General features: G+C 63.1%; 19 protein-coding genes. 17 read left to right on the top strand and 2 right to left on the bottom strand.

What is annotated here, in order from left to right; all coding sequences use genetic code 11:
- Window positions 1–39: 39 nt before the first annotated feature.
- The 7 genes from HBR94_RS26855 to HBR94_RS26885 all read left to right on the top strand — a co-directional run bounded on the left by HBR94_RS26855 (window position 40) and on the right by HBR94_RS26885 (window position 5,534).
- Window positions 40–1,161: a chemotaxis response regulator protein-glutamate methylesterase gene (locus HBR94_RS26855; protein ID WP_057438818.1), complete on the top strand. Its 1,122-nt coding sequence runs from the start codon at window positions 40–42 to the stop codon at window positions 1,159–1,161.
- A complete protein-coding gene (locus tag HBR94_RS26860) occupies window positions 1,161–1,901 on the top strand; it encodes a flagellar motor protein (protein ID WP_029292570.1) in 741 nt (246 codons plus the stop codon). Before HBR94_RS26855 ends, HBR94_RS26860 begins: the two co-directional genes overlap by 1 nt.
- Window positions 1,902–1,916: 15 nt before the next feature.
- Complete coding sequence (motD, locus tag HBR94_RS26865) at window positions 1,917–2,804, top strand: flagellar motor protein MotD (RefSeq protein WP_057438819.1); 888 nt, start codon at window positions 1,917–1,919, stop codon at window positions 2,802–2,804.
- A 51-nt stretch (window positions 2,805–2,855) separates the two neighbouring features.
- Complete coding sequence (locus HBR94_RS26870) at window positions 2,856–3,644, top strand: ParA family protein (RefSeq protein ID WP_057438820.1); 789 nt, start codon at window positions 2,856–2,858, stop codon at window positions 3,642–3,644.
- 138 nt (window positions 3,645–3,782) lie between these two features.
- Window positions 3,783–4,583, top strand: coding sequence for a CheW domain-containing protein (locus HBR94_RS26875; protein ID WP_115127668.1), 801 nt, complete (start codon window positions 3,783–3,785; stop codon window positions 4,581–4,583).
- A 75-nt stretch (window positions 4,584–4,658) separates the two neighbouring features.
- Window positions 4,659–5,141, top strand: coding sequence for a chemotaxis protein CheW (locus HBR94_RS26880; RefSeq protein WP_032859076.1), 483 nt, complete (start codon window positions 4,659–4,661; stop codon window positions 5,139–5,141).
- On the top strand, window positions 5,142–5,534 hold the full coding sequence (locus HBR94_RS26885; protein WP_057438822.1) for a DUF2802 domain-containing protein: 393 nt from the start codon (window positions 5,142–5,144) through the stop codon (window positions 5,532–5,534). It abuts the gene before it with no gap.
- Between the two features lie 96 nt (window positions 5,535–5,630).
- On the opposite strand, the gene HBR94_RS26890 is transcribed toward HBR94_RS26885, so the two are convergent.
- Both HBR94_RS26890 and HBR94_RS26895 read right to left on the bottom strand, forming a co-directional pair.
- Window positions 5,631–5,960 (bottom strand): EscU/YscU/HrcU family type III secretion system export apparatus switch protein, encoded by a 330-nt coding sequence (locus HBR94_RS26890; protein ID WP_057438823.1) that lies wholly within the window; start codon window positions 5,958–5,960, stop codon window positions 5,631–5,633.
- Window positions 5,957–7,528 carry a flagellar hook-length control protein FliK gene (locus tag HBR94_RS26895; protein ID WP_120732252.1) on the bottom strand — a complete coding sequence of 524 codons (1,572 nt, stop codon included), beginning with the start codon at window positions 7,526–7,528 and terminating at the stop codon, window positions 5,957–5,959. Before HBR94_RS26895 ends, HBR94_RS26890 begins: the two co-directional genes overlap by 4 nt.
- Before the next feature lie 197 nt (window positions 7,529–7,725).
- Here HBR94_RS26895 and ccmA point away from each other — a divergent pair, with 197 nt between their 5' ends.
- From ccmA to HBR94_RS26945, 10 genes are all read left to right on the top strand, one after another.
- Window positions 7,726–8,361, top strand: coding sequence for a cytochrome c biogenesis heme-transporting ATPase CcmA (gene ccmA, locus HBR94_RS26900; RefSeq protein WP_115127672.1), 636 nt, complete (start codon window positions 7,726–7,728; stop codon window positions 8,359–8,361).
- On the top strand, window positions 8,358–9,026 hold the full coding sequence (ccmB, locus tag HBR94_RS26905) for a heme exporter protein CcmB (RefSeq protein WP_032859085.1): 669 nt from the start codon (window positions 8,358–8,360) through the stop codon (window positions 9,024–9,026). Before ccmA ends, ccmB begins: the two co-directional genes overlap by 4 nt.
- A gap of 85 nt (window positions 9,027–9,111) precedes the next feature.
- Window positions 9,112–9,867, top strand: a complete 756-nt coding sequence (locus HBR94_RS26910; protein ID WP_057438825.1) for a heme ABC transporter permease — start codon at window positions 9,112–9,114, stop codon at window positions 9,865–9,867.
- Entirely contained in the window at window positions 9,864–10,040 is a 177-nt protein-coding gene (gene ccmD, locus HBR94_RS26915) for a heme exporter protein CcmD (RefSeq protein ID WP_029292593.1), read from the top strand. The genes HBR94_RS26910 and ccmD overlap by 4 nt, the downstream gene beginning before the upstream one ends.
- Complete coding sequence (gene ccmE, locus HBR94_RS26920; RefSeq protein WP_169876558.1) at window positions 10,037–10,492, top strand: cytochrome c maturation protein CcmE; 456 nt, start codon at window positions 10,037–10,039, stop codon at window positions 10,490–10,492. The genes ccmD and ccmE overlap by 4 nt, the downstream gene beginning before the upstream one ends.
- 3 nt (window positions 10,493–10,495) lie before the next feature.
- Window positions 10,496–12,484: a heme lyase CcmF/NrfE family subunit gene (locus HBR94_RS26925; protein WP_169961357.1), complete on the top strand. Its 1,989-nt coding sequence runs from the start codon at window positions 10,496–10,498 to the stop codon at window positions 12,482–12,484.
- A complete protein-coding gene (locus tag HBR94_RS26930) occupies window positions 12,481–13,017 on the top strand; it encodes a DsbE family thiol:disulfide interchange protein (protein WP_115127674.1) in 537 nt (178 codons plus the stop codon). The genes HBR94_RS26925 and HBR94_RS26930 overlap by 4 nt, the downstream gene beginning before the upstream one ends.
- Window positions 13,014–13,487: a cytochrome c-type biogenesis protein gene (locus tag HBR94_RS26935; protein WP_057438827.1), complete on the top strand. Its 474-nt coding sequence runs from the start codon at window positions 13,014–13,016 to the stop codon at window positions 13,485–13,487. Before HBR94_RS26930 ends, HBR94_RS26935 begins: the two co-directional genes overlap by 4 nt.
- Window positions 13,480–14,673, top strand: coding sequence for a c-type cytochrome biogenesis protein CcmI (gene ccmI / locus HBR94_RS26940; protein WP_057438828.1), 1,194 nt, complete (start codon window positions 13,480–13,482; stop codon window positions 14,671–14,673). The genes HBR94_RS26935 and ccmI overlap by 8 nt, the downstream gene beginning before the upstream one ends.
- 16 nt (window positions 14,674–14,689) lie before the next feature.
- Entirely contained in the window at window positions 14,690–15,085 is a 396-nt protein-coding gene (locus HBR94_RS26945; RefSeq protein WP_115127676.1) for a hypothetical protein, read from the top strand.
- The last annotated feature ends 396 nt before the right edge of the window (window positions 15,086–15,481 follow it).

Genomic DNA, 15,481 nt, shown 5'->3' on the forward strand with positions numbered 1-15,481 from the left:
GCAGGGCGGTTGTCCCTCGCCCGGCCTAACGGAGTGGTTATGGTAGTCAAGGTTCTGGTGGTGGACGATTCGGGTTTCTTCCGCCGCCGCGTCTCGGAAATTCTTTCAGCGGATTCCAACATCCAGGTGGTCGGTACGGCCACCAATGGCAAAGAGGCGATTGATCAGGCCCTGGCATTGAAGCCGGACGTGATCACCATGGACTACGAGATGCCGATGATGGATGGCATCACCGCCGTGCGCCACATCATGCAGCGTTGCCCGACCCCGGTCTTGATGTTCTCGTCGCTGACCCACGAAGGCGCCCGGGTGACCCTCGACGCGCTGGACGCTGGCGCCGTGGACTTTCTGCCGAAGAATTTCGAAGACATCTCGCGCAACCCGGAAAAGGTCAAGCAGATGCTCTGCGAGAAGGTGCACAGCATCTCGCGCAGCAACCGCAGCAGCTTCCGCGCGCCGGTGGCTCCCGCCCCGGTACCGGCGCCGGCACCGACCAGCAGCAGTTTCGGGCGCCCGGCTCCTGCCCCTGTGGCACGGCCTGCCGTGGCCCCGACGCGTGCGCCGGCGCCCAGTGCCTCGTCGCCCGCGCCCAAGCGCAAGGCCTACAAGCTGGTGGCCATTGGCACGTCCACTGGCGGCCCGGTGGCCTTGCAGCGCGTCTTGACCCAGTTGCCGGCCAACTTCCCTGCGCCGATCGTGTTGATCCAGCATATGCCCGCCGCGTTCACCAAGGCCTTTGCCGAGCGCCTGGACAAGCTGTGCCGCATCAGCGTCAAGGAAGCCGAAGACGGCGACATCCTGCGCCCAGGCCTGGCGTTGCTGGCTCCCGGTGGCAAGCAAATGATGGTCGACGGTCGCGGCGCGGTGAAAATCCTGCCGGGTGACGAGCGCCTGAACTACAAGCCGTGCGTGGATATCACCTTCGGTTCGGCGGCCAAGTCCTACGGTGACAAAGTTCTGGCGGTGGTCCTCACCGGTATGGGCGCCGACGGTCGTGAAGGCGCGCGCTTGCTCAAGCAGGGCGGTAGCTCGATCTGGGCCCAGGACGAAGCCAGTTGCGTGATCTATGGCATGCCCATGGCTATCGTCAAGGCCGACCTGGCCGACGCGGTCTACAGCCTGGATGACATCGGCAAGCACCTGGTGGAGGCCTGTCACTGATGGATGTGTTGAGCCTGGTTGGGATCCTTCTGGCGTTTGTCGCCATTATCGGTGGCAACTACCTGGAAGGCGGCCATCTTGGCGCGCTGGCCAACGGTCCGGCGGCGCTGATCGTGATCGGCGGCACCGTGGGCGCGGCGCTGTTGCAGTCGCCCCTGAGCTCATTCAAGCGGGCGATGCAGATCCTGGTGTGGATCATTTTCCCGCCACGTGTGGACCTGGCCGGTGGTATCGACCGCGTGGTCAACTGGAGCCTCACCGCGCGCAAGGAGGGCCTGCTGGGCCTGGAAGGCGTGGCCGATGCCGAACCCGACAGCTACGCACGCAAAGGCCTGCAACTGCTGGTGGACGGCGCCGAGCCGGAAGCCATCCGCAGCATCCTCGAAGTGGACTTCTACACCCAGGAAAGCCGCGATATCAACGCGGCCAAAGTCTTTGAAAGCATGGGCGGCTACGCGCCGACCATCGGCATCATCGGTGCGGTGATGGGCTTGATCCACGTGATGGGCAACCTGGCCGACCCCTCGCAACTGGGCAGCGGCATTGCCGTGGCGTTCGTCGCCACCATCTATGGCGTGGCCAGTGCCAACCTGTTGCTGCTGCCGATTGCCAGCAAGCTCAAATCCATTGCCATGCGCCAGTCCCGTTACCGGGAAATGCTGCTGGAGGGCATCCTGTCGATTGCCGAGGGTGAGAACCCGCGCTCCATTGAATTGAAGCTCCAGGGCTTCATGGATTGATGGGGGGTATTGCCTGTGAGCCGTCGCCGCCGCGAGCCTGAAGAGCACGTCAATCATGAACGCTGGCTGGTGTCCTACGCCGACTTCATCACCTTGCTGTTCGCCTTTTTTGTGGTGATGTACTCCATTTCCTCGATCAACGAAGGCAAGTACAAGGTTATCTCCGAAGCGCTGGTAGGCGTATTTACCGATTCGGACCGGGCCCTCAAACCGATTCCCATTGGCGACGAACGGCCCAAGACCACCACCCCGGCCAAACCCCTGGTCAAGGACAGCGACGAGACCGACGCCGGCATCAGTGGCGGCAGCGACCCGCTCAAGAGCATCGCCGACGATATCAGCGCGGCGTTTGGCGACCTGATCAGCTCCAACCAGATGACCATTCGTGGCAATGAGTTGTGGGTGGAGATCGAGCTTAACTCCAGCCTGCTGTTCGCCAGCGCCGATGCCATCCCCAGCGACATAGCCTTCAGCATCATCGACAAGGTGGCGGCCATCCTCAAACCCTTCGACAACCCGATCCACGTCGAAGGCTTTACCGATGACCAGCCGATCCATACCGCGCAATTTCCCACCAACTGGGAACTGTCGTCGGCGCGCTCGGCGAGCATCGTGCGCATGCTGGCGATGCAGGGTGTGAACCCCGGGCGCCTGGCGTCGGTGGGGTACGGCGAATTCCAGCCGGTGGCCAATAATGCGACAGCCGAAGGTCGCGCGCGCAACCGGCGGGTGGTGTTGGTGGTGTCGCGCAACCTCGATGTGCGGCGCAGCCTGACTGCCACCGGTGCGGCCAATGCACAACCTGATGCTGCAATGAAGCGGGCTGGCACACAAACTGCACCGACGCCCGTAAAGCCGCCGGTTCGTGAGAGTGCCGTCAATTCTCTGTCACCGGCTCTATAACCTCGTGCTATTTCTCGGTCGAGCCAGTGCCTGCCGGGAGGAACAATCCGAATGAGAGTCTGGGCAGTTGCCAATCAAAAAGGTGGGGTCGGCAAGACCACCACCTCCATCGCCTTAGCCGGCCTGCTGGCCGAGGCGGGCAAGCGCGTGGTCATTGTCGACCTGGATCCCCATGGCTCGATGACCAGCTATTTCGGCTACGACCCCGATGCCCTGGAACACAGCTGCTTTGACCTGTTCCTGCACAAGGGCAGCGTCCCCGCAGGCTTGCCCGGGCAACTGCTGCTGCCCACCAGCAACGAGAAGATTTCCCTGTTGCCCTCCAGTACCGCCCTGGCCACCCTTGAGCGCCAGTCGCCGGGGCAGAGCGGCCTGGGCCTGGTGATCGCCAAGAGCCTGGCGCAACTGTGGCAGGACTTCGACTACGCCATCATCGACAGCCCGCCATTGCTCGGCGTACTGATGGTCAATGCCCTGGCGGCCAGCCAGCAGCTGGTGATCCCGGTGCAGACCGAGCACTTGGCGGTCAAGGGCCTGGAGCGCATGGTCAACACCCTGGCGATGATCAACCGTTCGCGCAAACAGGCGTTGCCGTTCAGCATCGTGCCGACCCTGTTCGACCGTCGCACCCAGGCCTCCCTCGGCACCCTGCGCGTACTGCGCGATGCTTACCCCGAGACCATCTGGCAAGGCTATATCCCGGTGGACACGCGCTTGCGTGACGCCAGCCGCGCCGGCCTCGCGCCCTCGCAATTCGATGGCAAAAGCCGTGGCGTGCTGGCGTATCGCGCCCTGCTCAAGCATCTGCTGGCCCAGCAACTTGTGGCGCAGGTGGCGTGAAATGAACAACCCTGTAGGAGCGAATCTTGCCCGCGATGGGTTTTGCCTGATGTCACGGACTTTTGATTCAAGTCCGAGCGCGGGCAGGCCGATAACCTTTGAGTACACGGTTAACGGTGCGTGCGCGTGGGCATACAGATGAATCGTCCTGTCGATATCAAGACCCGGCCGCAACTGGCGCTGCAGTCCTACCTGGACGCACTGCTGCAGGATGCGACCGAGGAAGTGCTGCCCGAGCCGATCCTGGTGCTGGATGAAGTGCTGGCGGTGCCTGTGGTCGAGGCTGAGGCCAGTCTGGATGAGTTTCAACTGGCGGTCCTCGAAGAGCAGGCCCGTGATGCGTTGGTGGTGCCTGTCGCCGTCGCGGTCGTGGAAACGCCTGCACCTCTGGTGCTGGTGCCGCCGGTGGCCGAGGTGCATCGACCGCCGAGCATTACGCCGCCACCGGTGGAAACCGATGGTCGGCCAGCGTGGGCTGCCGAGTCGTTCGAATGCCTGCTGTTCGATGTGGCCGGGTTGACCCTGGCGGTGCCGCTGGTGTGCCTGGGGTCGATTTACTCCCTGGAAGGCCAGGAATTGACGCCGTTGTTTGGCCAGCCGGAGTGGTTCCTCGGGATCCTGCCGAGCCAGGCCGGCAACCTCAAGGTGCTGGATACTGCGCGCTGGGTGATGCCCGACCGCTATCGCGACGATTTCCGCCAGGGCCTGCAATACGTGATCTCGGTGCAGGGCTACGAATGGGGGCTGGCGGTGCATCAGGTCAGCCGTTCGCTGCGCCTGGACCCCAATGAAATCAAATGGCGCAGCCACCGTGGCCAGCGGCCATGGCTGGCGGGCACCGTGATCGAACATATGTGCGCGCTGCTGGATGTCGCCGAATTGGCGGAGCTGATAGCCAGCGGCGCGGTAAAAGATCTGCCAGGTAACAAACGTACTTGATAAGAGGCGCAGTACCACGGTGCTGCCAAAGAAGAACACACGCCGTTATCAACGGTATTTGAAGGGGTCAGGGGTATGAATAAGTCAGCGTCCGCACAGGGTTTGGATGATCCGATTCTGCAATGGGTAACCTTCAAGCTGGACAACGAGTCTTACGGCATCAACGTGATGCGCGTGCAGGAAGTGCTGCGCTACACCGAAATCGCGCCAGTGCCGGGTGCGCCGAGCTACGTGCTGGGCATCATCAACCTGCGCGGCAACGTGGTGACCGTGATCGACACGCGCCAGCGTTTTGGCCTGATGCCGACTGAAGTCAACGACAACACGCGTATCGTCATCATCGAAGCCGACAAGCAAGTGGTCGGGATCATGGTCGACAGCGTGGCTGAAGTGGTTTACCTGCGCCAATCGGAAGTCGAGACCGCGCCGAACGTCGGCAACGAAGAATCGGCCAAGTTCATCCAGGGTGTGTGCAACAAGAACGGCGAGTTGCTGATCCTGGTTGAGCTGGACAAGATGATGAGCGAAGAAGAGTGGTCGGACCTGGAGAACATCTGATTGATGCTTGAGGTAGCGGTAATCGTCCTGGCCCTGCTGTGGGTCGGGACTGTAGTGGTATTGCTGCGCCATATGCGCCAGCAACGCGAATTGGCCTTGCAACAGGCCGAGCGCGACGCCGTGCGTGACCAGCGCCTGCGCGAGATGGCCAAGCGCGTGGACAACTACCAGCAAAGCGCCGTGCGGGTAGGGGAGGACGTGCACGAACTGCGCGCCATCCTCGCCCCGTTGCCCGACAAACTGTCGGCACTGGAACAGCGCGACCCGGCCAACCTGTCTTTTGCCCAGGCGGCAAAACTGGTGGGCATGGGTGCTACGGTGGACGAACTGACCCAATCCTGCGGCCTGACCCAGGCCGAGGCACAGTTGATGAGCAAGTTGCACAAAAGCTGACACTGTACTGATTCAAATGTGGGAGCGGGCAAGCCAGCTCCCACACTTGTTTTTTACCGCCCCCACATTTTTTGATCTGTGTGCATCCTCGAAACGTCAGTAATCATCCCCGCGCGCCGTCACATCCCGCTCCATTGGCTCGGCATTCGGGTCATACCCCGCGGGGAACTTGCCTTTGAGCGTCCAGGCAAACGCAATAATCTCGGCGATGGTGCGGTACAGCTCTTCGGGAATGCTGTCACCCAACTCCATGCGCGCCAGCAGTTTCACCAGCTCGGCATTTTCATAAATCGGGACTTCATGTTCGCGCGCCAACTTCAGGATGGCTTCGGCCAGGGCGTCGTCGCCTTTGGCGGTCAGGGCGGGGGCGGCTTTGCCGTCGTATTTGAGGGCGATGGCCTGGCGTGGTGGGTTGGGGTTTTTCATGCGGTTTCATCCACCCAGCGTTGTTCCAGCCCGGTCTTTGGCCCGCGGGGCGGGGTGCCGAGGTGGCAGTCGAGGTCGCCGACATTGAGGCCCGACGACACCAGGCGCTCGCGCAGGCTGCCCAGGTGGCTTTCGATCAGGCTGGCGGTGTAGGGGCGGGTGGCCCATAGCTGGCTGGACAGTTTGCCCTGGCTCAATTGTGCCTGGACCTGCAAGGGGCCCAGGGGCTCCATGTCGAAGGCCAGTTCCACGCGCCACAGCATCTTCTTCGCGTCGCGTTCGATCTTGCGTTCCGGCTCGTCCTTGTCCGGCGCCGGCTCTTCGCGCTGGAACTTGACCTGCAGCGGCACGATGTCTTGCAAGGTGCGCATGGGGATTTCCAGTTGCCAGGTGGTTTGCAGGCGGCCATCGGCGGTGGTGCCACTCTGTTCCAGGCTCGACAGTTGATGGCTCTGCAAGCGCGAGATGGCGCCGGCGGCCAGGCGCAGCAGGTTTTCCAGGCTGTTTTCACCGTCCAGGCGCTGCAGCAGGCGCTCCGGCAATGGGAAGCCGCCCGGCGCGTTGCGGGCGCCCACCTGGCCGAGGGTACCCAGCGGGCTGCGGACAAAGCTGGGCAGCATCTGCGCCAGGGTATTGGCGGCCAGGATTGCATTGAGGTTGGTGTTGGCGGGCAGGGCGGGTAGCAATTCGTTGACCAGGCGCAGCAGGCTGCCCTTCATATCCAGCGGTGGCACTTGCGGGTTTTGCCCGGCCAGCAGCTTGGCTTCAAGGAACACGCCGCTGTTGTGCAGCAGTTGTGCCAGCACCCTGGGGTTGCTGACCTGCGCCACATCCGGCAGCCCGGCCAGCAGGCGATCGACGGCGGCGCGCAATTGTGCGGAGGTGTCATCGGGCAGGTTTTTCAGGGCATTGAACACCCCTTCCAGCGAGGCCTGGCGGCTTTGCTGGGCGGCCAGTTGCTGGCTGACCGCCAGTTGATCGCGCAGCCCGCTCAGGGGCACGAAATCCAGGGTCTGCGCACCCTGCACCACGGCACTCAACAAGCTACCGACGCGCAGCGGTTGCGGGCTTTCCAGGGTCAGGGTGGTACCGCTCAGGGCGTTGTTGAGCACCGACACCAGCGAACGGTATAGCGCCGGTTGCCCGGCGCCCTGGGGCAGCATCTGCGAGGTCAGCACCTTGGCCTGGAGCAAGGTGCCCACCGGCAACTGGTGGGTGTCGATGCGGGTCAGGGCGGCAACATTGGCGCTGAGGGCCTGCTGCAGGCTGATCGCCAGGTCGCCCGATGCCGTCTGGCTCACCGCCACGTTGCTGCCCAGGGGCAGTGGCTGGCTGCTCGCGGCCTGCACCAGGGTTTGCCGGCCACCTTCAAGGGTCAGCTTGAGCAACAGCTGAAAGGCTTCACCGCCTTGCTTGAGCGCCAGGACCTCGGCGTTCACGGTTTTGCCGGCGTCGATCAACCCAGTCTGCGGCTCCAGCAGTTTCAGCAGTTCGCCCACCGCAGGCGCAGGCCTGGGCCCGGAGGCCGGGGCAGGGGGCAGGGTCGGAAGGTTGATGTCACCGGTCATCGTGGCCGCCGTCTCAAGGAAATTGCCCTCTTTAGAGTAGGGCATCACATGTATAATGCCGCCCGTCTTCAAAGAGCGGGTCAAAAACATCTCAACTGATTGATCCAGCTCTCTAAAACAGGCCGCCAATGCAGTTATTGTGCATCTCTTTAACGGCCGTTCCACCGCCGACTTGAACCGTAAAGGCCCGCGATCTTGTGACCAGCCCCCTACTTGAAGCCGTTGCGCTTGCCTGTGAGCGAGACCTGCGGATGCTGTTCGAACACCTCGAGTTGCGGCTGTCGGCGGGCGACATGGTGCAGATCAGCGGCCCCAACGGCAGTGGCAAGACCAGCCTGCTGCGCCTGCTGGCCGGTTTGATGCAGCCCACGGCAGGCCAGGTGCGCCTCAATGGCAAGCCGCTGCAAGAGCAACGCACGGAGCTGGCGCGCAATCTGGTGTGGATCGGCCACGCTGCGGGGATCAAGGATGTGCTGACGGCCGAAGAAAACCTCAGTTGGCTCAGCGCCCTGCATCATCCGGCCCCGCGCGCATCCATCTGGCAGGCCCTGGCGGCCGTCGGGCTCAAGGGCTTCGAAGATGTGCCGTGCCATACCCTGTCGGCCGGCCAGCAGCGCCGGGTGGCCCTGGCCCGCCTGTACCTGGAGGGCCCGCCGTTGTGGATCCTCGATGAACCCTTCACCGCCCTCGACAAGCAGGGCGTGGCGCAGCTCGAAGAACACCTGGCCCGGCATTGCGAGCAAGGCGGCATGGTGGTCCTCACTACCCACCACACCTTGACCCGCATGCCTGCCGGTTACCGCGACCTGGACCTGGGACGGTGGTCGGTATGAGTGTATTTGCCCTGTTGGTCGCCCGCGAAGCCCGTTTGCTGTGTCGCCGCCCGGCTGAACTGGCCAACCCGCTGGTGTTCTTCGCGATTGTCATCGCGTTGTTCCCGTTGGCGGTCGGTCCCGAGACTAAACTGTTGCAAACCTTGTCTCCGGGACTGGTGTGGGTCGCGGCCCTTTTGTCCGTCCTGCTCTCGCTGGACGGGCTGTTTCGCAGTGATTTCGAAGATGGTTCCCTTGAACAGTGGGTCCTTTCGTCGCACCCCCTGCCTCTTCTGGTTCTGGCCAAGGTACTGGCACACTGGGCCTTCTCCGGCCTGGCGCTGGTCCTGCTCGCACCGCTGCTGGCGATGATGCTGGGCCTGCCCGCCGAATGCCTGCCCGTCTTGCTGGCCTCGTTGTTGCTAGGTACCCCGGTGCTGAGCCTGCTGGGGGCGGTGGGTGCAGCACTGACGGTGGGCCTGAAACGTGGGGGGCTGTTGCTGGCCTTGCTGATTCTGCCTTTGTATATCCCGGTATTGATCCTGGGCAGCGGCGCCTTGCAGGCCGCGCTCATGGGGATGCCGGCGACCGGTTACCTCTTGTGGCTTGGCAGCCTGACCGCCCTGGCGGTAACCCTGACACCCTTTGCTATAGCGGCCGGCCTGAAGATCAGCGTCGGCGAATAATGAGGTCTGACCCGGTATTTTCACTGCGTCAGTAAAGACCCTAAGCTTCTTGCAACGACAAGAAGCAACCGTGATGGAAACAGCAATGAACTGGACCTGGTTTCACAAGCTCGGCTCGCCCAAGTGGTTCTACGGGATCAGCGGCAAAATGCTGCCCTGGCTCGCCGTCGCCGCCTTCCTGCTGATCGGTATTGGCCTGGTCTGGGGCCTGGCCTTCGCACCACCGGACTACCAGCAGGGCAACAGCTTTCGCATCATCTATATCCACGTGCCCGCCGCGCTGCTGGCCCAGTCCTGCTACGTGATGCTCGCGGTGTGCGGCATTGTCGGGCTGGTGTGGAAGATGAAGCTGGCCGACGTCGCCCTGCAATGCGCGGCGCCCATCGGTGCGTGGATGACCGCGGTGGCGCTGCTCACCGGGGCAATCTGGGGCAAACCGACCTGGGGCTCGTGGTGGGTCTGGGATGCGCGACTAACGTCCATGTTGATTCTGCTGTTTCTGTACTTCGGTCTGATTGCCCTGGGCAACGCGATCAGCAATCGTGACAGCGCCGCCAAGGCCTGCGCGGTGCTGGCGATTGTCGGCGTGATCAATATCCCGATCATCAAGTACTCGGTGGAGTGGTGGAACACCCTGCACCAGGGCGCCACCTTCACCCTCACTGAAAAACCGGCGATGCCCGTGGAAATGTGGGCGCCGCTGCTGCTGATGGTCCTGGGCTTCTACTGCTTCTTCGGCGCAGTGTTGCTGATGCGCATGCGCCTCGAAGTGCTCAAGCGTGAAGCCCGCACCAGTTGGGTCAAGGTCGAAGTGCAAAACAGCCTGGGAGCCCGTGGATGAGTTTCGCCTCTTTCAGTGATTTTCTCGCCATGGGCCACCACGGCCTGTACGTCTGGACCGCCTATGGCATCAGCCTGGCAGTCCTGGCCCTCAACGTTGTTGCGCCGATCCTGGCCCGCAAGCGTTACCTGCAACAAGAGGCGCGTCGTCTGCGCCGGGAGACCGATAAGTGAATCCGCTGCGTAGAAAGCGTCTGTTGATCATCCTTGCCATCCTGGTGGGCGTCGGCATAGCCGTAGGCCTGGCCTTGAGTGCCCTGCAGCAGAACATCAACCTGTTCTACACCCCGACCCAGATCGCCAATGGCGAAGCGCCGCAAGACACGCGGATCCGTGCCGGTGGCATGGTCGAGGCCGGTTCCCTGAAGCGCTCCGGCGACTCCCTGGACGTGACCTTCGTGGTTACCGACTTCAACAAATCCGTGACCATCACCTACCGCGGCATCCTCCCGGACCTGTTCCGCGAAGGGCAGGGCATCGTGGCCCTGGGCAAGATCAACGCCCAAGGCGTGGTGGTGGCCGATGAAGTGCTGGCCAAGCACGATGAGAAATACATGCCGCCGGAAGTGACCAAGGCCCTCAAAGACAGCGGCCAATCCGCGCCCACCCCAGCCAAGGAGGGTTAAGCAATGACCTCTACATTGTTTATTCCCGAGTTGGGCCAATTGGCGATGATCCTCGCCCTGTGCTTTGCCATCGTCCAGGCCATCGTCCCGCTGCTGGGCGCCTGGCGCGGCGACCGGCTGTGGATGAGCCTGGCGCAGCCCGCCGCCTGGGGCCAGTTCGCGTTCCTGGCGTTCGCCTTCGGTTGCCTGACTTACGCGTTTATGACCGACGACTTTTCCGTCGCCTATGTGGCCAGCAACTCCAACAGCGCCTTGCCCTGGTACTACAAGTTCAGCGCCGTGTGGGGCGCCCACGAAGGCTCCCTGCTGTTGTGGGCCCTGATCCTCGGCGGCTGGACCTTTGCCGTGTCGGTGTTCTCCCGGCAGTTGCCGCAAGTCATGCTGGCGCGGGTGCTGGCGGTGATGGGCATGATCAGCATCGGCTTTTTGCTGTTCCTGATCATGACCTCCAACCCGTTCGAGCGGATCTTGCCGCAGATTCCCGTGGATGGTCGCGACCTCAACCCGTTGCTGCAGGATATCGGCCTGATCGTCCACCCGCCGATGCTGTACATGGGCTATGTGGGCTTCTCCGTGGCTTTCGCCTTTGCCATCGCCGCCTTGCTCGGCGGGCGTCTTGATGCCGCCTGGGCGCGCTGGTCGCGGCCATGGACCATCGTCGCCTGGGCCTTCCTCGGCATCGGCATCACCCTGGGCTCGTGGTGGGCCTATTACGAACTCGGCTGGGGCGGCTGGTGGTTCTGGGACCCGGTGGAAAACGCCTCCTTCATGCCCTGGCTGGTGGGCACGGCGTTGATCCACTCCCTGGCCGTCACCGAAAAACGCGGCGTGTTCAAGAGCTGGACCGTGTTGCTGGCCATTGCCGCCTTCTCCCTGAGCCTGCTGGGCACGTTCCTCGTGCGTTCCGGCGTGCTGACCTCGGTCCACGCGTTCGCCGCCGACCCTGAGCGTGGTGTGTTCATCCTGATCTTCCTGCTCTGCGTGGTCGGTGGCTCGCTGACCCTGTTTGCCCTGCGCGCGCCGGTGGTCAAGAGCCACGTGGGCTTCAACCTGTGGTCGCGGGAAACCCTGCTGCTGGGTAATAACCTGGTGCTGATCGTTGCGGCCTCGATGATCCTGCTGGGCACTCTGTACCCGCTGGTGCTCGATGCCCTGACTGGCGCCAAGCTGTCGGTCGGCCCGCCGTACTTCAACGCATTGTTCATCCCGTTGATGGGCCTGCTGATGGTGGTAATGGCCATCGGCGTGCTGGTGCGCTGGAAAGACACCCCGGTCAAATGGCTGCTGGGCATGTTGATCCCCGTGCTGCTGGGCAGTGCTGCACTGTCGGTGGTTGCCGGGATTGCCTACGGCGACTTCAACTGGGCAGTGCTCGCCACCTTTATGCTCGCGGCCTGGGTGTTGCTGGCCGGCGTGCGCGATATCTTCGACAAGACCCGGCACAAGGGCCTGATCAAAGGCCTGCCAACCCTGACCCGCAGCTACTGGGGCATGCAGATCGCGCACATCGGTATCGCCGTGTGCGCCCTGGGCGTGGTGTTGTCCAGCCAGAACAGCGCCGAGCGCGACCTGCGCCTGGCCCCTGGCGAGTCCATGGACCTGGCCGGCTACCAGTTCGTCTTTGAGGGCGCCAAGCACTTCGAAGGGCCGAACTTCACCTCCGACAAAGGCACCGTGCGTGTGCTGCGCAACGGCAAGCAAATCGCCGTGCTGCACCCGGAAAAACGCCTGTACACCGTACAGAGCTCGATGATGACCGAAGCCGGGATCGACGCCGGGTTCACCCGTGACTTGTATGTCGCCTTGGGCGAACCCCTGGGCGAGGGCGCCTGGGCCGTGCGGGTCCACGTCAAGCCGTTTGTGCGCTGGATCTGGTTCGGCGGCCTGCTGACCGGCTTCGGTGGTTTGCTGGCAGCGATGGACCGGCGTTACCGGGTCAAGGTCAAGAGCCGGGTGCGTGAAGCCCTCGGCATGCAGGGAGCGGCGGTATGAAGCGTTGGTTGATGGTATTGCCACTGGCGGTGTTTCTGCTGGTCGCGGTGTTTTTGTATCGCGGCCTGTACCTGGACCCGGCCGAGCTGCCGTCGGCGATGATCGGCAAGCCGTTCCCGGCGTTCTCGTTGCCTACGGTGCAGGGCGATAAAACCCTGACCCAGGCAGACCTGATCGGCAAGCCGGCGCTGGTCAACGTGTGGGCCACCTGGTGCATCTCCTGCCGCGTGGAGCACCCGGTGCTGAACAAGCTGGCGGAGAAGGGCGTGGTGATCTACGGCATCAACTACAAGGACGACAATGCAGCGGCCTTGAAGTGGCTGGCGGAATTCCACAACCCATACCAATTGGACGTGCGCGATGAAGACGGCAACCTGGGCTTGAACCTCGGCGTCTACGGTGCCCCGGAAACCTTCTTTATCGACGCCAAGGGCGTGATCCGCGACAAGTTCGTGGGGGTGATCGACGAAGTGGTCTGGCGCGAACAACTGGCGGCCAAGTACCAGGCCCTGGTGGACGAGGCCAAGCCATGAAGCGTTGGTTGACCGCCGCAGTACTGGCCCTGGGCCTGGTGGGCGTGGCCCATGCCGCCATCGACACCTACGAGTTTGCCCGCGATGGCGACCGTGAGCGTTTCCGCGAGCTGACCAAGGAACTGCGCTGCCCCAAGTGCCAGAACCAGGACATCGCCGACTCCAACGCACCGATTGCCGCCGACCTGCGCAAAGAGATTTTCCGCATGCTGGGCGAGGGCAAGGACAATCAGCAGATCATCGACTTCATGGTCGATCGCTATGGTGATTTTGTCCGCTACAAGCCGGCGCTGACCAGCAAGACCGCCTTGCTCTGGTTTGGCCCCGCCGCCCTGTTGCTGGGTGGCCTGGTGGTCATGGCCGTGATCGTCCGCCGTCGCCGTGCGGCGCCTACCGATGGTTCTGATGCGCTATCTGCCCAAGAGCGCCAACGCCTCGACCAACTGCTGGACAAAAAAACTGATGATTGATTTCTGGCTCGCAGCTGGCCTGCTGCTCCTGGTTGCCTTGAGTTTCCTGTTGATCCCGGTGTTGCGCGTACGTCGCGCCCAGCGTGAAGAAGACCGCACCGCGTTGAACGTCGCGCTGTATCAGGAACGTGTTGCTGAACTGCAAACCCAACAAAGCGAAGGCGTGCTCAACGCGGCGCAACTCGATACCGGCCGCGCCGAAGCCGCCCGTGAATTGCTGGCCGATACCGAAGGCGTGGAAAAGCCCCGCGAATCGCGCCTTGGCAAGCCGCTGCCACTGCTGGCCGCCGTGCTGGTGCCGGTGTTGGGCCTGGGGCTGTACCTGCATTACGGCGCCATCGACAAGGTTGAACTGACCCGCGAATTCGCCCAGCCGCCGGTATCCCTTGCCGACATGACCCAGCGCCTGGAACGGGCTGCGGCGGCGCAACCGGATTCTGCCGAAGGCTTGTACTTCCTGGGTCGCGCCTACATGGCCCAGGATCGTTCGGCCGACGCGGCCAAGGTCTTCGAGCGCACCGTGGCCCTGGCCGGTCGCCAGCCCGAGTTGCTCGGGCAGTGGGCCCAGGCGCAGTACTTTGCCAACAACAAACAGTGGTCGCCGCAGCTTCAGGCCCTGACTGACGAAGCGTTGAAACTCGACCCGAAGGAAGTCACCAGCCTTGGCCTGTTGGGCATCGCCGCCTTTGAAGGGCAGCGTTACCAGGAAGCCATCGACTACTGGAACCGTCTGTTGGCCTTGTTGCCGGAGAAAGACAATTCCCGCTCAGCGCTGCAAGGCGGCATCGACCGCGCGGCCGAGAAGTTGAAAGAGGGCGGCGGTGCCGTCGCGCCAACTACCAAGACCGCCGTGATGAAAGTACGCGTGGACCTGGCGGCCGACGTCAAAGCCCGCGCTCTGCCGACTGACAGCGTATTCATCTTCGCCCGCGCCGTTTCCGGCCCGCCGGCGCCACTGGCCGCCAAGCGCGTCACCGTGGCCGACCTGCCGGTGACCGTCGAGCTGGGCGATGCCGATGCGATGATGCCGCAGTTGAAACTGTCCAACTTTCCCGAAGTCCAACTGGTTGCGCGCATCTCACGGGCCGGTCAACCGACTGCCGGCGAGTGGATCGGCCGCAGTCAACCCCTGGCCAGCAGCACCACCGCGACCCAGCAGTTGACCATCGACAGTCCGGATAAATAATTTCGAGGAAATCCCCATGACCGCCATCGCTCGTATCACCCTGCTCAGTCTGGTCTTGGGCTTGAGCGCTTGCGCGGTCCATCGGCCACCTCCAGCCCCTACGGGCCCGACCATTCCACCGTCGGGCCCCTCGACCCAGCCGGTAACCAAACCTTCCGGCCCGGTCACCGCCCCCGCCAAGCCCTTGCCCAGCAAGTCCCCAACCTTCGCCCCACCCCCCGGCGCTGCCAGCCACTGGGACGGCAAGATGCAGGTGTACGTGCTGGACGAGCAACCGGACACCTTCTACCGCCAGCGCACCTACTACCGCTGGAGCAACGGCTGGAGCCGCTCCATCAGCCCGAATGGGCCATGGGAAGAGACGAATGTGCAGGGCGTACCGCCGGGGTTGAGCAAGCAGTACGCAAAATGATCTAAGGCGACCTTCAAACGGTCGCCTTTTTTATGATTTGAAATCCAATTCAAATGTGGGAGCCGGCTTGTCGGGTCGCCGCATCGCAGCATAGGTATCTACACGACTTGCTCTTTTTGGTTATTGGGTGTGAGTACATATCCGTTGCTGCGGTTATGGCGGCTATTGGTTCCGCCCTTACGGCGGGTCACTTTCGAAGAGCGCGAAAGTAACCAAAGCGCTTTTGCCCCACCACTCGGTGCCTCGCCCAGGCTCGGCATGCCCGCAGTCAGGCATTGCTCCGTGGGCCCGCCGCGATCGGCCATCCCTGGCCGTGTCGCGGCTACCCCGGCATCCATGCCGGGGTGCCCACTGCGCAATACCTGCCTGCGGCCATCGTGGTTTAACGGGGCGCCT

Origin of the sequence: Pseudomonas sp. WS 5412 (assembly GCF_012985615.1) — a bacterium.
Lineage (GTDB): Bacteria > Pseudomonadota > Gammaproteobacteria > Pseudomonadales > Pseudomonadaceae > Aquipseudomonas > Aquipseudomonas shahriarae.

Coding starts and splice junctions, on each gene's coding strand:
- HBR94_RS26870 (WP_057438820.1), top strand. CDS start 2,856: ATGAGAGTCTGGGCAGTTGCCAATCAAAAAGGTGGGGTCGGCAAGACC.
- HBR94_RS26930 (WP_115127674.1), top strand. CDS start 12,481: ATGAAGCGTTGGTTGATGGTATTGCCACTGGCGGTGTTTCTGCTGGTC.
- ccmB (WP_032859085.1), top strand. CDS start 8,358: ATGAGTGTATTTGCCCTGTTGGTCGCCCGCGAAGCCCGTTTGCTGTGT.
- ccmD (WP_029292593.1), top strand. CDS start 9,864: ATGAGTTTCGCCTCTTTCAGTGATTTTCTCGCCATGGGCCACCACGGC.
- HBR94_RS26890 (WP_057438823.1), bottom strand. CDS start 5,960: ATGAAAAACCCCAACCCACCACGCCAGGCCATCGCCCTCAAATACGAC.
- HBR94_RS26875 (WP_115127668.1), top strand. CDS start 3,783: ATGAATCGTCCTGTCGATATCAAGACCCGGCCGCAACTGGCGCTGCAG.
- HBR94_RS26860 (WP_029292570.1), top strand. CDS start 1,161: ATGGATGTGTTGAGCCTGGTTGGGATCCTTCTGGCGTTTGTCGCCATT.
- ccmI (WP_057438828.1), top strand. CDS start 13,480: ATGATTGATTTCTGGCTCGCAGCTGGCCTGCTGCTCCTGGTTGCCTTG.
- HBR94_RS26945 (WP_115127676.1), top strand. CDS start 14,690: ATGACCGCCATCGCTCGTATCACCCTGCTCAGTCTGGTCTTGGGCTTG.
- HBR94_RS26935 (WP_057438827.1), top strand. CDS start 13,014: ATGAAGCGTTGGTTGACCGCCGCAGTACTGGCCCTGGGCCTGGTGGGC.
- HBR94_RS26925 (WP_169961357.1), top strand. CDS start 10,496: ATGACCTCTACATTGTTTATTCCCGAGTTGGGCCAATTGGCGATGATC.
- HBR94_RS26855 (WP_057438818.1), top strand. CDS start 40: ATGGTAGTCAAGGTTCTGGTGGTGGACGATTCGGGTTTCTTCCGCCGC.
- HBR94_RS26895 (WP_120732252.1), bottom strand. CDS start 7,528: ATGACCGGTGACATCAACCTTCCGACCCTGCCCCCTGCCCCGGCCTCC.
- HBR94_RS26910 (WP_057438825.1), top strand. CDS start 9,112: ATGAACTGGACCTGGTTTCACAAGCTCGGCTCGCCCAAGTGGTTCTAC.
- HBR94_RS26880 (WP_032859076.1), top strand. CDS start 4,659: ATGAATAAGTCAGCGTCCGCACAGGGTTTGGATGATCCGATTCTGCAA.